This is a genomic window from Microvirga yunnanensis (assembly GCF_025460875.1).
Genome location: NZ_JAMXFI010000195.1, coordinates 1 through 15,192, shown reverse-complemented (window position 1 = coordinate 15,192; position 15,192 = coordinate 1). Strand labels below are relative to the sequence as shown.

General features: G+C 63.7%; 10 protein-coding genes. 5 read left to right on the top strand and 5 right to left on the bottom strand.

Translation table 11 applies throughout. The features are described 5' to 3' along the window. Positions 1-1,589, top strand: a 1,589-nt coding sequence (acnA, locus tag NF876_RS42460; protein ID WP_262273668.1) for an aconitate hydratase AcnA, incomplete at its 5' end; no start/stop codon positions are given. 128 nt (positions 1,590-1,717) lie between these two features. Here the strand turns inward: acnA and NF876_RS42455 are convergent. Then, on the bottom strand, positions 1,718-3,415 hold the full coding sequence (locus NF876_RS42455; protein WP_262273667.1) for a hypothetical protein: 1,698 nt from the start codon (positions 3,413-3,415) through the stop codon (positions 1,718-1,720). Between the two features lie 162 nt (positions 3,416-3,577). Further along, on the bottom strand, positions 3,578-7,360 hold the full coding sequence (locus NF876_RS42450) for a hypothetical protein (protein WP_262273666.1): 3,783 nt from the start codon (positions 7,358-7,360) through the stop codon (positions 3,578-3,580). 353 nt (positions 7,361-7,713) lie between these two features. Here NF876_RS42450 and NF876_RS42445 point away from each other — a divergent pair, with 353 nt between their 5' ends. Together NF876_RS42445 and ppa are read left to right on the top strand one after the other, a co-directional pair. Beyond that, positions 7,714-8,220 (top strand): GNAT family N-acetyltransferase, encoded by a 507-nt coding sequence (locus tag NF876_RS42445; protein WP_210810969.1) that lies wholly within the window; start codon positions 7,714-7,716, stop codon positions 8,218-8,220. A 282-nt stretch (positions 8,221-8,502) separates the two neighbouring features. Beyond that, the gene (gene ppa, locus NF876_RS42440; protein WP_173947780.1) at positions 8,503-9,042 is read left to right on the top strand and encodes an inorganic diphosphatase; all 540 of its coding nucleotides are present in this window, start codon (positions 8,503-8,505) and stop codon (positions 9,040-9,042) included. Positions 9,043-9,126: 84 nt separating this feature from the next. On the opposite strand, the gene NF876_RS42435 is transcribed toward ppa, so the two are convergent. Together NF876_RS42435 and NF876_RS42430 are read right to left on the bottom strand one after the other, a co-directional pair. Beyond that, on the bottom strand, positions 9,127-11,322 hold the full coding sequence (locus NF876_RS42435) for a beta strand repeat-containing protein (RefSeq protein ID WP_210810972.1): 2,196 nt from the start codon (positions 11,320-11,322) through the stop codon (positions 9,127-9,129). Positions 11,323-11,441: 119 nt separating this feature from the next. Next, on the bottom strand, positions 11,442-12,185 hold the full coding sequence (locus tag NF876_RS42430) for a cation efflux transmembrane domain-containing protein (RefSeq protein ID WP_210810975.1): 744 nt from the start codon (positions 12,183-12,185) through the stop codon (positions 11,442-11,444). Positions 12,186-12,253: 68 nt separating this feature from the next. Between NF876_RS42430 and NF876_RS42425 the strand changes: the two genes are divergently transcribed. Next, complete coding sequence (locus tag NF876_RS42425) at positions 12,254-12,685, top strand: MerR family transcriptional regulator (protein ID WP_173947783.1); 432 nt, start codon at positions 12,254-12,256, stop codon at positions 12,683-12,685. A 25-nt stretch (positions 12,686-12,710) separates the two neighbouring features. Here NF876_RS42425 and NF876_RS42420 read toward each other — a convergent pair whose 3' ends face one another. Beyond that, positions 12,711-13,973: a ubiquinone biosynthesis hydroxylase gene (locus tag NF876_RS42420; protein WP_210810981.1), complete on the bottom strand. Its 1,263-nt coding sequence runs from the start codon at positions 13,971-13,973 to the stop codon at positions 12,711-12,713. Between the two features lie 125 nt (positions 13,974-14,098). Between NF876_RS42420 and tesB the strand changes: the two genes are divergently transcribed. Further along, entirely contained in the window at positions 14,099-14,959 is an 861-nt protein-coding gene (gene tesB / locus NF876_RS42415) for an acyl-CoA thioesterase II (RefSeq protein WP_173947785.1), read from the top strand. Positions 14,960-15,192 lie beyond the last annotated feature (233 nt).

Genomic DNA, 15,192 nt, shown 5'->3' with positions numbered 1-15,192 from the left:
ACGACGTGGTTCCCTCGCTGGCCGGCCCGAAGCGCCCGCAGGACCGCGTGACGCTCGACACCTCCAAGACCGAGTTCCTCGGCGCCATGGAGAAGGAGTTCCGCAAGGCCGGCGAGATCGGCAAGCGCGTGAAGGTGGAGGACGCCAACTACGATCTCGGCCATGGCGACGTGGTGATTGCGGCGATCACCTCCTGCACCAACACCTCGAACCCGAGCGTGATGATCGGCGCTGGCCTCCTCGCCCGCAACGCGGTCGCCAAGGGCCTGACCTCCAAGCCATGGGTGAAGACCTCGCTCGCGCCCGGATCGCAGATCGTCGAGGAATACTTCAGGAAAGCCGGCCTCCAGGGCGACCTCGATGCGCTGGGCTTCAACCTCGTCGGCTTCGGCTGCACCACCTGCATCGGCAATTCGGGCCCTCTGCCGGAGAACGTCTCGAAGGCGATCAACGACAACGACCTCGTGGCCGTGTCGGTGCTCTCGGGCAACCGTAACTTCGAAGGCCGCGTGAACCCGGACGTGCGCGCGAACTATCTCGCCTCGCCCCCGCTGGTGGTGGCCTACGCTCTCGCCGGCTCCATGCTGGTGGATCTCACCACGGATCCGCTCGGCACGGGTTCGGACGGCCAGCCGGTCTACCTCAAGGACATCTGGCCCTCCTCGGCCGAGGTGCAGGATTTCATCGACCGCACGATCACGAGCGAGCTGTTCAAGTCGCGCTACGCCGACGTGTTCTCGGGCGACGAGAACTGGAAGAAGGTCACCTTCGAGCCGGGCCTCACCTACGAGTGGCCTGCGGGATCCACCTACGTGCAGAACCCGCCCTATTTCGAGGGCATGACCAAGGATCCGAAGCCGGTCACGGACATCGTGAACGCGCGCATCCTCGGCCTCTTCCAGGACTCGATCACCACCGACCACATCTCGCCCGCGGGCAACATCCGGGCGGCCTCGCCGGCCGGTGAATACCTGCAGTCGCACCAGGTGCGCGTCGCCGACTTCAACCAGTACGGCACCCGTCGCGGCAACCACGAAGTCATGATGCGCGGCACCTTCGCCAACATCCGCATCAAGAACCAGATGGTGAAGGACGAGAGCGGCCACGTGGTCGAGGGCGGCTACACCATCCACCAGCCCTCGGGCGAGCGGATGTTCATCTACGACGCCGCCATGCGCTACAAGGACGAGGGCGTTCCGCTCGTCGTTCTGGCCGGCAAGGAATACGGCACCGGCTCGTCCCGCGACTGGGCGGCCAAGGGCACGGTCCTGCTCGGCGTGCGCGCGGTGATCGCCGAGAGCTTCGAGCGCATCCACCGCTCGAACCTGGTCGGCATGGGCGTGGCCCCGTTCGTGTTCGAGCAGGGCACGTCCTGGGAGACGCTCGGCCTGAAGGGCGACGAGACCATCACGATCAAGGGTCTCGCCGGCGAGCTGAAGCCGCGCCAGCGCATGGAGATGGAAGTCACCTCGGCCGACGGCTCGGTGCGCAAGGTGCCGGTGCATTGCCGCATCGATACGCTCGAGGAGGTCGAGTACTTCCGCAACGGCGGCATCCTGCACTACGTCCTGCGCCAGCTCGCGGCGTAAGATACGCGACGAAAAAGGCGCCCGCTCTTCGGATGAGGAGCGGGCGCCTTTTTCATTACTGACTGTCCCAGAGAGATCCGTCACGCCGTGCAGGGAAAGCGCATCGGTACAACCCGGGGGTGACGCCCTCATATACGCCCGGGCAGGCGCCGCAGAATGGCCGATCTGAAAGCCTCTAAGGTGGATGGTCGACGGATATCCTCTCGAGCGAGGCCTGACAGCTCCCCCGCAAGGATCACGTGCGATACGGAGCAACCTTCGACAGGATGGGAGAAGCGCCCCTTCCGCGCCGCTTCTTCCACGACAGCCTTGGCCTCTTCCAGATAGCTTCTTGGAAAGAAGCCTGTTCTGCCCATGGTGTCGTAATGCGAGAGAAAATCATCCCGAAGCAGGTGGAGTGCTTTCTGTTTCGTGAAATCCCCACTGGCCGCATGCTCTGACGCCGCTGCGAAGACCCGCCCGCTCGTGCGGGCAGAGCCGATGGCATCCGAGGCGTCGATCACCTCGTCAAAATGACTCGCAACGAAGGACTTTTTCGGAGTGTCGAAAGGCATGGATGCGAGTTCGCGGCTCGCATTGATGAGGATATCGGCGACGACCTGTCTGCGGTCGAGCTGATCAGGGGTGCATAAGGACGACGCTCTCCTCAAGGAGGCGCTGGAGAGAGGCGAAAGCAGGTTCGTGTATTGCGGCGTGCGACCGCCATGACATCGATCCCGAAAATGCCGGTAGTGCAGGACCAGGGGATCGACAGAAACCTCAGGTCCTTGTTGCAGGAACGCGAGATCCTCCGCGATGGCGTTCTTCAGCGTCCTGAAATGAGCAGCGGAAGGAATATGGTTTCGGTGAAGCGCGAGGAACCTGTCCAATCCGATGTCGGGGTAAAAGCGCCGGTGCCCCTCGCCGCCGGAGCCCCCGAAGACGATTGAGGTCGGAACCGGGCGCCTTCGCGGGAAATAGCTAGGCGCATAGACTCCGAGGCAGAGCGACTTCCATTTTTCGTAGGCTTCGACGAGTCCGAGCAGTGGGGGGCTGCGCCGGTCGTCGCTCCACGTCATGAAGCGCAGGTGAAATCTTTCCGCAATCTCGCGCGCGACCGCAAAATCGTTCGTTTGACCTTCGTTGCTCGTGAAATTGATCCGCCGGATCGAATCGACCCCGACCAGCCGGGCCGCCGCGAGCATCAGGGCCAGTACGGCCCGTGAATCCTGGCCTCCCGTCAGTTCACTGCTCATGGACAAATCCGATTGGAGCACCGTGGCCATGCGGCCGACCCACAATCTTAGATACTCGCGCAACGCCGCACCGTAGCGGGTCTCTCCTTGCGCCATCCGGGCGGCGGGCGTTAGCCGCACAGTCGGGTTGCTCTTGAGGGAGACCCGAGGGACGACAACTTCCATCGTCGCGGGAACCAGCCGGATTTCCTTCACGCTGGTGCGCAGGGACGTGAGTTGATTTCCGAACGCTCCCTTAATGAAGAAGCTGGCCAGATGGCTTTCGTCGATGGTGACCGGCAACCCTTTGGCTGCGGCGAAGCGTGCCGTTTCGATGAGCGAGTTGGAGAGAATCCAATGGCCGGCATGCTGGTAGAGAAAGAGCTTGTGATAGCCGCTGAAGTCGGTCCCTATGACGGTCTCGCGTTCCGTGCTGTTGGCGACGATGTAGGCGCCGTCCTGGCCCGCCTGAATCGTGGCGTTCCTGACAGCGCGGTACTGCGCGTATCCGCCGTCGGCGAGGATGAAATCCTCGTCCTGCCAGCAGGTCCCATGCAGATAATGCTGCGGCATCGGATCAAGGCTGGAGATCAGGAAATGATGGGGGACCACTTTTAGATCCTGCATGGGCTGTAGTTTGAAGCACCGTAAGCGACCGCGAACCAATGAGCCCGCCCCTGCGAGGGGGCGGGCTTTTCCTCGACACGTCCTTGTTCGGGCGAAGGGGAGATCGCCGGCTTCTCGGGATGAGGGCCCGGCGAACGTCTCCTTCGCTCAAATGAAGAAGAAGTCCTTGTAGGTGAGTGCGGTGCCCTCGCCCTTCTGGAGCTTCACGGTGCCGATCTCCAGCATGGCCTTCGAGCCGGAACCGTCCGCATCCCAGTACAGCTTATATTCGGTCGATTTGATCTTCTTGGCGATGAAGAAGTCGTCCCGGTCGAGAGCCTTGTCGCCGACGCGGAAGAAGCTGCTCTTCATCTTGAAGGCATGGTCGAGCGCCGCGCCTTTTCCTTTCAGGTAATTGGCGATCGTCCGGTTGGAGAAGGCCGCATCGTCGAGATAGATCGAATCGTATTTCGGCCCGAAATCGACGATCGTGTCCTTGTTCCTGGCGGCCACGCCCTTGCTGGTGAGCCGGGTATCGAACACAAAGGCGTCCCGGCTGCCTGAGCCCTTCGTGCCAGTGAGCTTGTCGAGCCCCGCGCCGCCCCCGATCGTGTCGTTGCCGGCCTCGCCCTTGAGCGTGTCGTTGCCCGCCCCGCCGAACAGACGGTCGTGGCCGGCATTGCCGAGCAGAACGTCGTTCAACGCACCGCCGTGGAACACGTCGTCGCGCGCCGTGCCGGCGGTGAATTCCGGATCGACGTTGCCGACCTCGATGGTGAAGGCTTGGCTCGCGACGCCGCCCCGGCCGTCCGATGCCTGCACGGCGATCGTGTGCGAGCGAGCCTGTTCCCAATCGAGCCGGAACCCGTCGGCCACCAGGATCCGGTTGCCGGAGAGCATGAAGCGGCCGCCGGCATCGTCGATCAGCGCATAGGACACCCGATCGCCGTTGGCGTCCGTGGCCGACAGGGTGCCGACCTCGCGACCGGCCGGGGCGTATTCGGCAGCCGAGCGTCCGGACAGCGTCACGCCGGTCGGCGCCTGGTTCGGCGGCGTCTCGTCCAGATCGGCGACGGCGATCTTGAAGCCTTGCAGGGCGCTGGTCCCGCCCGGCTTGCCGTCGGACGCGTTCAGGTAGACCATGAGGTATTTCTGGCCGGCCGGCAGAGCCTCGTAGTCGATCCCGGCCTTCAGTTTGAGAAGCTTGTTGCCGGTGCCCGTGTTGTCGATCTCGAACAGGCCGTTGGCGTTGCCGACGATGCCGTCGACGAAGCTCCAGGTCAGATTGTCGCCGTCCGAATCCTGCGCCGACAAGGTGCCGGCAAAGGCTGCGTTCTCGTTGATCGAAACATCCGTGCCGCCGTTGAGGCGAAGCGTCGACGGGGCATGGTTGCCGTTCACCACGGGATTGCTGACGATGGTGAAATCCTTCACCAGCGCGCCGCCGTGGCCGTCGGACACCCGCACCTTCACCGTGTAGGTGCCGGCGTCCAGCGTGCCCGAGGCGACCGACAGCCTGTTGCCGTTCGTGATCGTGAACCTGCCCTGGTTCGCGTCGGACAGATCGATCGCGAAGGTCAGGGTCTGGCCGGTATCCGGGTCGTGCCCCTTCAGCTCTCCGAGCACCGGGGCTATGGCGTCCGCGTCGACGCTCGCCGTGGTGCTGTCGTCCAGGAAGCTGAGACGGTCCGGATCATGGTTCTCGGTGCCGGCCGTGAGGGTCTCGGTGACGTCGTCGAACTGCACGAACTCGATATTCGTGAGCAAATCGGCGCCGTCGATCCCCGTGACCGTGAAGGTGCCGTCGCGGTTGTCGGTGATCGTGTAGGCGCTCCGCTGGCCAGAGAACACGGCCGTGTCGCTGCCGGCGCCGCCGTCGAGCACGTCGCCGCCGCCGGCGCCGCGCAGGATGTCGTCGCCCGATTCACCGAAGAGCCGGTCGTCGCCGGCCCTGCCGGTAAGAGTGTCCGCCTGGTTCGAGCCCTGCACCCCCTCGATGTTGGACAGCGTGTCGCCAAGCGCCCCGCCCGCGTTGTCGGCGCTGTTGGAGAGGTTGACGGTCACGCCATGGCCGGTGGTGTGGATATAGGTGGCGATATCCCAATCGGCGCCGCCGTCGAGGATGTCGCCGCCGGCACCGCCTTCGAGAATATCGTTGCCCGCCTCGCCATAGAGCAGGTCGCCGCCGCCCTTGCCGACGAGGGTATCGTTGCCGCCTGCCCCGTGCAGCTCGGCCCCGGTGCCGCCACCATGGTCGATGCTGATCAGCGTATCGGCCTGGTTGGTGCCCTGCACCACTTCGATGTTGGCTAGGGTGTCGCCCTGCGCGCCGCCGGCATTGTTATCCTTGTTCGACAGATCGACCGTCACGCCCTGGCCGGTGACGTTGATGTAAGTGGCGACGTCCCAATCGTCGCCGCCGTCCAGGGTGTCGCCGCCGGCGCCGCCTTCGAGAACGTCGTTGCCGGCTTCGCCGTACAACCGGTCGCCGCCGTTCTGGCCCTTGAGGCTATCACTCCCGCCGGCGCCGTGCAGTTCCGACCCATTGCCCGTCGAACCCGAGGCGGCAATGAGCGTGTCGCCTTGGTTGGTGCCTTGGACGCTTTCGATGTCGGTCAGCTTGTCGCCGGCGGCCGCGCCGCGGTTATTTCTATAGTTCGATAGATCGATGGTCACTCCGCCCTGCGCCTCGGGGGTGTCGATGTAGCGAGCCAAGTCCCAGCCCGCACCGCCGTCGAGTATGTCGGCGCCGCCATTGCCGTCCAGAACATCGTCGCCGGCACCGCCGAACAACGTGTCATTTCCGGCTCCGCCATGAAGGCCATCGCCGAATTTCGTACCCGCATATTGCTGTCCGATATCGCCGCCATGCCAGTCGATGGCATTTGTGCGTGAATCATATATCCGAGCGCGGATGATCCCGTTGCTGGTGGCACCGCTCATCTCGGTCCACTCAAGCATGAACCGCCCGTCCTTGAGAGTCTTTAGATTGATGTTACTCGGACGGTCCGCAGATATTTGTTGCATCTCCACTGCACCATCACGGTAGGTCCCGAGCTCGAAAGAAGCACCGATCTGAACTGCAAACGCAAAGTCGGAGCCGGATATGGATGTGACTGACGTGCTTCCTACCGTAGCACTGCCCCTGTAGAGCTCGATTGTTTGAAGAATGGCCCCCTGAGGCGAGTAAATTTTCGCTATCAATAGTTGATTTCGAGCGTCAGGATCGTAGTTTTGATGTAAAACGACGAAATTTCCGTTCTCGAGCGTGGATATACTACTTGTCAGCGACCTTGTGAAACCAGCTACTACAATAGGAACACGATTCAGTCCGGTTCCATTGAGTTCAGATAGGCCTAGGTATAGATGGCCATCGTCATATTGTAGGTTTGCAATGTGATCTTGGTTTGCCGCTATTTTCCCAAGCTGCTGAATATTTGAAGTAGAATCCAGTATTCCACTACTAGCGGTTCCACCATTGTATTTGAAATATGATACGCCCGAACGTTCATAAGTAATATAAAACGAACCGTCATCGAAGGTGTCGATGGCTGGTTTAAATCTGTACCCAGTAGTAGAAGTAGATGCTATCGGATTCGTATCAACACGCCCGCTAAAAACATCATACGTTTCCTGAACGAGTGTCGATCCTGATGGGGTAGACTTGGTCCAGACGACCATGAATCGTCCGTCGGCTGTGGCGGCGACGGAAGGACGATCCCCACCCGCTTCTCCGGGTTCACCGACGTAGAAATAAGAACCAACATCGCTCCCGTCGGCGTTAAGAACGCGGCCCATGATCCTGCTAGGGTTCGTGGAGGAAGCCGGTTGTAGCCATACCTGGACAATCCATCCGTCCCGCAGAACTATTGGGTTCGAGACAAACGCTTCAGGGATGTTCGTAATATTGGCGATATTGCGCGTTTCGCCCCACGAATCCGGAAAGGTCATCAACTCACTCCTCACATGAGAATGTATTTGTGTTACTGGTTGGTTGGCTCAGGCGCGGTGTGGCCGCACACTTTTCGAAACATAGTTGCGGAGACGCTTTTCACACCAGAACCTATCTCTATCCGATGTTTGGATTCTTTATAACGTTGCAGTACCCATATTCAAGATTCATAAAGGGCGCAAACCTTTCCTATCGTAATCCGGCCCCTTGCGTCCTTTTGCCTACCCGAGACAATCGGCCAATCGCCTATAAAGCCAAGGTTTCGTAGCCAGACGGGAGCCGCCGTTAAGGCCCCGTTAACCCTGCCGGGCGGACACTCGGTCCCGACCTTCCTCTCGCCGCCTTCGTGTCCATGAGCGACCTTCTCGTCAGTATCCGTCACGCCAAGCCCGATGACGCCCCGGCCCTCTCGCGGGTCTTCGATGCGGCCTGGCGGGAGGCCTATCTCGGGATCATTCCGGGCGTGACGCTCGACAAGATGTTCTCCCGGCGCAGCCCGCGCTGGTGGCGTTCCACCGTGTCGCGCGGGCGCCCGCTCGTGGTGCTCGACATCGGCGATGGCGCGGTGGGCTACGCGTCCTACGGCCGCTGCCGCGACCGGTCGCTGCCGGCGAACGGCGAGATCGACGAGCTCTATCTGCTGCCCGAATACCAGGGCATCGGCTTCGGCCGGCGCCTGTTCAACGCGGTGCGCAACGATCTCAAGGATCGGGGGTTGGACCGGGTCGTCGTCTGGGCGCTCGAGGACAACGAGCGCGCCTGCGCGTTCTACGAGAGCATGGGCGGACGCTCGGTTGCCCGCGTCGAGGAGCGCATCGGCCAAAAGCCGCTCGCCAAGGTCGCGTATCTCTTTCGCTGACGACGTCCGAAGCCGCCGTCCCGATACTCTGTTTCAGGATCTCAGGGCCAGTCCTGGTTCCGCGATAGGCGGCGCGTCCCGTCGCGCCTGAAAATGGGTTCCCCTTTTGAACCCAATGCTCTAGTGAGGCATCCAGGCTCCAGAAAGCGGTCGTCCGGCCTATCGGTTCAAGCCGCTCTCGAGACGATCTTCTGCCGCGTTGTTCCGGCGTGACGGCCTCCTCCCCCGGGAGAGAGCCTCGACCGGGACGATGCTTCAAGCCTTGTTCCGGAGAACAGCTCTATGCGCCTTGATGCGATCAAGATTGGAAAGAACCCGCCGGACGACGTGAACGTCGTGATCGAAGTGCCGCTCGGCGGCGAACCCATCAAGTACGAGATGGACAAGGAATCCGGCACGCTCTTCGTCGACCGCTTCCTCTACACGTCGATGCGGTATCCGGGGAATTACGGCTTCATCCCCCACACGCTCTCGGGCGACGGCGACCCCTGCGACGTGCTCGTCGCCAACACCCGCGCGATCGCGCCGGGCGCCGTCATGAACGTGCGGCCCGTGGGGGTTCTCGTGATGGAGGACGACGGCGGCCAGGACGAGAAGATCATCGCGGTTCCGTCGAGCAAGCTGACTCAGCGCTACGACCGGGTGGCCACCTACACGGACCTGCCGGAGATCACCATCAAGCAGATCGAGCACTTCTTCGAGCACTACAAGGATCTCGAGCCCGGCAAATGGGCCAAGATCATCCGCTGGGGCGATGCCGAAGAGGCCCGCCGCCTGATCATCGAGGGAATCGAGCGCGCAAAGGCGGACGCGAAGCGCTGATCCACGCAAGCGCCGGCCCTTTCGTCGGTCGTGAGGCATCGGGCCCGGCTCACAGGGTGAGCCGGGCTTTTTCGTCGCCAGCCCTCAGACGATGAAGAAATCCTTGTGGGAGATCGAGATCTTCCTCGTGATGGTGGCGAACTGAACCGCCTTCGCGGGACCCGACCCGTCCGGATCGTAGAAGAGCGCGCCGGCGCTCTTGAGGTACAGGACCCGGTCGTCCTTGTCCTTGAAGTGATCCCCGACGACAAAGGCCTTCTTCGACAGGGTGCCTTTGGAGATCTTGGAGAAGGCGTGCCGCGACAGGTGAATGACGTCGTCCTTCGGCACGAAATCCTGGATGTAGTCGAGGTTCGACTTCACGTTCGGCTTCTTGTCGAACAGGAAGACGTCGTTCCCGTCTCCGCCGACGAGGGTGTCGTTGCCCGCGCCGCCGATGAGCGTGTCGGCGCCGATTTCGCCGAAGAGCGTATCGTTGCCCGCCAGGCCCGAGAGCCGATCGTTGCCCGATTCTCCCGTCAGCTGGTCCGCTGCCGCCGTACCTGACCTGGTGATCGGCATCGTCTCGGTCGTGTTGTTCCTGACGGAAATCGTCAGGCTCCTGGTGAACTCGCCGCCCCAGGCATCGGAAGCCTTGACGGTGACGACGTGCTGCGTCGCGGTCTCGTAGTCGAGGGCATTTCTGACGACGAGCTTGCCGTCGCTGATGCCGAACAGGCCTCCTGCATCCGCCAACAGGGTGAAGGTCAGGCTGTCACCGTCTGGATCCGAGCCGAACAAAGTCGCCACCGTTGCGCCAATGACAGCGCTTTCGGAGACGCTGGCACTGGAAGGCGAGATGCTCGTCGGGCTGCCATTGACGAGCGCAACCGTCTGGTCACCGAACTTGGCGAACCGGATGTCCTTGAGGAGGTCGGCACCGTCCTGTCCGGTCGTGTCGGTGATTATGACCCCTTCGGGGCCGGTTACGATGCTGTAACTGGCCCTTGCGCCGGAGAATTGCGCCGTATCCGTGCCGCTGCCGCCGTCGAGCGTGTCGTTGCCTGCGCCGCCCTCGAGCGTGTCGTTGCCGGCTTCGCCCAGGAGCGTGTCGTTGCCCTCCCTGCCCGCGAGCGTATCGTTGCCGCTTTTGCCGTCGAGCCGGTTGGCATGCTGGTCGCCCGTGAGCTGATCGCCGCCCGAGGCGCCTTCCAGGTTTCGGATGTTGATCAGCTTGTCGTTGCCGTATCCAGTATTCTGCGGATCCACTTTCGAGAGGTCTGCAGTCACCGCGGTCGACCCCGTGAACCGGAGGGTGTTGTTGCCGTCACCGCCGTCCAGGGTATCGTCGCCGGTCCCTCCGTCCAGCGTATCGTCGCCATTGCCCCCGATGATGCTGTTGGCGAGAAAATTGCCCGTGATCGTGTCGGCGAAAGCGCTTCCAATGACATTCTCGATGCTGCTGAGCACGTCGGAAGTCCCGTTGCCGTAGGACGAACCGGACGTCAGATTGATGGTGAAGCCGCTCTGCGGAGTCGTGGTCGACGTCGCGTTCGAATAATCGACCGTGTCTGTGCCGCTGGCGCCATTGATGGTGTTGTATCCGTCCCCGACGATAAAGCTGTCGTTACCGTCGCCACCGTCGACGACATTGCTTCCTTTTCCGCCGGAAATCGTCTCGTTTCCGGCCCCGCCATAGGCAACGTCGTTGTCGTCTCCCAGCTTGACGATCCCACCCACCGTTCCGGACCGGCCGTCATAGAGGTCATCGCCGGCTCCCAGGTCAAGGGCGATCCCATTCGTGGCGGTGGTCCTGAGGGTGCCGGTGTTGACGATCCGGTCGCCTCCGTGGCCGCCGACAACGGCAAGCCCCGTTGTCTCGATCATGCCGGAATTGATCAGCTCCAGCTTGGCCGCAGTCGATGTCGAAGCGATCTCGATGCCGATGGCGCCCTTGATGACCTGGAGGTTGGTGACCGAGCCCGGTCCGGCGCCGGAAAACCGGATGCCGACATCGGTCGTGAAATCGCTTGTCGGGGTGGCGATCTGGCCGATCACCCCGTCGTTGATCACCGTGCTGCCGAGCCCCTGGAGGTTCAGGCCGTAAATGTCTCCGCGGATGGAGCCGTTGCTCCCGATGGTGACGCGCTGCTTGCTCGCGGCCTGGAAGATGGTTCCGGTGACGGCCTCGAGCGTCATGTCGATGATCGTGCTCCCGGTGATCGTATCCGTCAGCTGGATCAGCGCGTCGGTGCCAGGTGTCGGCAGATCGTCGATCGAGTCGTAAATGTGATTGGTCATGAATGTGCCCCGGCGGTCTGAAATGGCGGCCTGGAGCATATGTTTATGTTATTACGTATAAAAAAGGAAGGCCGGTGTCCCGTGGCCTTCCGCTGACCGCCTGCCCGGCCCTCCTCATTTCACTCGGCCGGAGCCGGGGCGACCGCGCCGGCATCCCGGTACTCGGCCCAGGCTTGGCGCAGGATCTGCACCGCCGAGGACAGGAACAGGCCGGCCATGAGGCCGGCCACGATCAGATCGGGCCAGGCGCTCGCGGTGCCCCAGACCGCGAGGGCGGCCGCCATGACCACCCCATTGCCGATGGCATCGTTGCGCGAGCACAGCCAGACCGAGCGCACATTGGCGTCCCCGTCCTTGTAGCGCATCAGCAGGAGCACGCTGGCGAGGTTCGCGGCGAGCGCCAGAATCCCGATCCCGCCCATGATCTCGGCCCGGGGAAGGCCAAGAATCAGCACATGGTAGATCGTGGAGCCCAACACCCAGGCGCCCATGAGCGACAGGCTCATCCCCTTGAACAGGGCCGCGGTGGCGCGAACCCGCAGGGACGCGCCGATGACCGCGAGACTCAGGCCATAGGTGACCGTGTCGCCGAGGAAGTCGAGGGCGTCGGCCTGCAGGGCCTGGGAACGGGCGAGGTGGCCGGCCACGATCTCCGTGACGAACAATGCGGCGTTGATCGCGATCACGGTCCAGAGGATCCGCTTGTAGCGGGGGTCGACCCCGTCGAAGACCGGCACGCCGCCATGGCAGCCGCAGGCGGCCTCCGCATGTTCGTGCGCCCGCGCCGGATGAGCGGCGGACTCTTGCTCATGGTGCTCATGAGAGGAGCAGCAGGCTCCGTGATGGTCGTGACGATCGCTCATCCGAATCTCCTTTTCGTCTGATCGGGAGAGCCGTACAATCTCTAGCGACTAGAGGTTCAAGGGGAAAAATGACGGATCTGTCGATCGGGGAACTGGCGCGCCGGGTCGCGGTAAAAGTACCGACCATCCGCTATTACGAGCAGATCGGCCTTCTCCCGGCCCCGCCACGCACGGAGGGACGGCAGCGCCGCTACGGGTCCGATCACGTGGCGCGGCTCGGCTTCATCCGGCATGCGCGGGAGCTCGGCTTCGAGGTCGAGGCCATCCGCGAGCTCCTGAGCCTGAGCGCCAGGCCGGAGCAGCCCTGCGAGCCGGCGGACCGGATCGTCATCCGGCATCTGGAGGGCGTCGAGCGCCGCATCGCCCAGCTCGAGCTGCTCCGGTCCGAGCTGCGGCACATGCTGGACGATTGCCAGCACGGTCAGGTGGGCGAGTGCCGGATCATCCAGGTACTGGCCGATCACGACCTGTGCCGGAACGATCACGGCAGGACGGGGTAAGGGCGGGGTAAGGGCGGGCGCCGTCCTACAGCGCCTCGCCCCGCAGCAGCCTGGGCTGCCGTTCGCTGACGCCGGCCGCCTCGCGGATGAAGAAGCGCTTCAGGCCCGGCATCCGGTCGACGAGGCCCAGCCCCAGGTCGCGGATCAGGCGCACGGGCAGGGCGTCGTTGGAGAACAGCCGGTTGAGGCCGTCGGTCATCATGCCCATGGCGGTGATGTCGGCGCGGCGCGCCCGCTCGTACCGGTCGAGCACGTCGGCCGCCCCCGGATCCATGCCGAGGCGCATGGCGTCGGTGACGATCTCGGCCAGTGCGGCCGCGTCGTGCAGGCCGAGATTGAGCCCCTGGCCGGCGATGGGATGGATCACATGGGCGGCGTCCCCTAAGAGCGCGAGGCGCTCGGCCACGAAGGACCGGGCCACGCCGAAGGACAGGGGAAAGGCCTGGGGCCGGGTCTCGAAGGCGAGCTTGCCGAGCTGGAGGCCGAAGCGGCGTTCGAGCTCGATGAGCAGGTCTTCCGGGTGCGACTCGAGCAAGGCGGGCACGTTTTGCGCACGCTCGGTCCAGACGATCGAGGAGCGGTGCCGGAACGAACCATCGGCCTGCGGCTCCGGTTTGAGCGGCAGGATCGCGAAGGGCCCGGAGGGCAGGAAGTGCTCGACCGCCCTGCCCTCGTGGTCACGCTCATGGACGATCGTCGCGACGATGCCGGACTGGCGGTAGGGCCAGGAGATCCAGCCGATGCCCGCCTGCTCGCGCAGGCGCGAGCGTGCCCCGTCGGCCGCGACGAGGAGCGAGGCCGCCAGGCTGCCCCCCTCCGCCAGCGCGACATCCGTGCGTGCGCCCTGAACGGCAAAGCCCCTCACGCCCTCGGCGCGCAGGTCGACGCCGCTGTCGCGGCAGGCCTCCAGCAGGGTGGCGGTCAGATCGCCCGCCGTGACCATGTGGGCGAAGGGCTCATGGCCGTCGACCTCGCCCGCGAAGGTCAGGAAGGTCGGGCGCACCGGGTCCTGCAGGCGGCTGTCGGTGATCACCATGTCGAGAATGGGCTGCGCCCTGTCGGCGATCCCGGCCCAGATTCCGAGCGCCTCCAGCATCCGGCGCGCCGCCGCCGCGATGGCGTAGGAGCGCTTGTCGCCATGGGGATCGCGCCGGAGGGCCGGATCGCACATGACCACGTCGATTCCCTCGGCGAGCGCCCGCTTCAGCGCCAGGGCCAGGGACAGCCCGGCGAGTCCTCCGCCCGCGATGACGATGCGCGGTCGCTCCATCCCGGTTGCTGCGCTCATCGGTCTTTCTCCATGCCTTCGACGTTATAGGTGGGTGTCAGCGATCCATCGACCAGCGTCAAGCTTGACCTTCCTGCGCCTCTCACCGATGGATGGCTGTTGCCGATCGAAGGACCTTGAACCCCATGTCCCGTGCCGTTTCCGATCTCCTGTCCATTCTCGACCTCGAACCCCTCGAGGTGAACCTGTTCCGCGGGCAGAGCCCGAAGAGCGGATGGCAGCGCGTGTTCGGCGGGCAGGTGATCGGCCAGGCGCTGGTGGCCGCGACCCGCACGGTCGACGGGCGTCCGCCCCATTCGCTTCACTGCTACTTCATGCTGCCGGGCGATCCCAGGATCCCGATCATCTACGAGGTGGAGCGCATCCGCGACGGCAAGAGCTTCAGCACCCGGCGCGTGCTCGCGATCCAGCACGGGCAGGCGATCTTCGCCATGTCGGCCTCGTTCCACCGCGAGGAGGAGGGCTTCGAGCACCAGGCCGAGATGCCGAAGGTGCCCGGACCCGACGAGCTCCCGAGCGAGGAGGACGTGAAGGGCCGGCTTCTCCTGCAGATGCCCGAACCCATGCGCACCTATTACGAGCGCGAGCGGCCGCTCGAGATCCGTCCCGTGGAGATCAAGCGCTACACCTCCCGCGAGCCGGGAGAGCCGCGGTTCCATGTCTGGATCAAGACCACCGGCCGGCTGCCGGACGATCCGGCGATCCACCAATGCGTCCTCGCCTATGCGTCGGACATGACGCTCCTCGACACGTCGCTCTTTCCGCACGGCCGGTCCGTGTTCGACCCGGCGATCCAGCCGGCGAGCCTCGACCACGCCATGTGGTTCCACCGGCCGTTCCGGGCCGACGAATGGCTGCTCTACGCGCAGGACACCCCCAGCGCCGGCGGGGCGCGCGGCTTCTCGCGCGGACTCATTTTTAAGCAGGACGGCACCCTGGTCGCGTCCGTTGCCCAGGAAGGGCTCATCCGCGAACGTCGGACCTGACCAGTTCTGCCTAAAATTTGATCAATAAGATCGTTTTATAGCCCAGCTGAGCCTGCCTAGGAAAGAGGCAGCGCCCGTGCGCCTCTGGCGACAAAGCATGGCATGTTTCTTGCGTAGATGCCCCCGACACCCGTCCGACAGGCCGGGTTCGATTGGAAACCGCTGCCTGGTTGGTCGGGCAGACGTCTCAAAAAGGGGGCCAGACCCATGAAAATCGTGATGGCGGTCATCAA

Coding starts and splice junctions, on each gene's coding strand:
- NF876_RS42450 (WP_262273666.1), bottom strand. CDS start 7,360: ATGACCTTTCCGGATTCGTGGGGCGAAACGCGCAATATCGCCAATATT.
- NF876_RS42435 (WP_210810972.1), bottom strand. CDS start 11,322: ATGACCAATCACATTTACGACTCGATCGACGATCTGCCGACACCTGGC.
- NF876_RS42430 (WP_210810975.1), bottom strand. CDS start 12,185: ATGAGCGATCGTCACGACCATCACGGAGCCTGCTGCTCCTCTCATGAG.
- tesB (WP_173947785.1), top strand. CDS start 14,099: ATGTCCCGTGCCGTTTCCGATCTCCTGTCCATTCTCGACCTCGAACCC.
- ppa (WP_173947780.1), top strand. CDS start 8,503: ATGCGCCTTGATGCGATCAAGATTGGAAAGAACCCGCCGGACGACGTG.
- NF876_RS42420 (WP_210810981.1), bottom strand. CDS start 13,973: ATGAGCGCAGCAACCGGGATGGAGCGACCGCGCATCGTCATCGCGGGC.
- NF876_RS42445 (WP_210810969.1), top strand. CDS start 7,714: ATGAGCGACCTTCTCGTCAGTATCCGTCACGCCAAGCCCGATGACGCC.
- NF876_RS42425 (WP_173947783.1), top strand. CDS start 12,254: ATGACGGATCTGTCGATCGGGGAACTGGCGCGCCGGGTCGCGGTAAAA.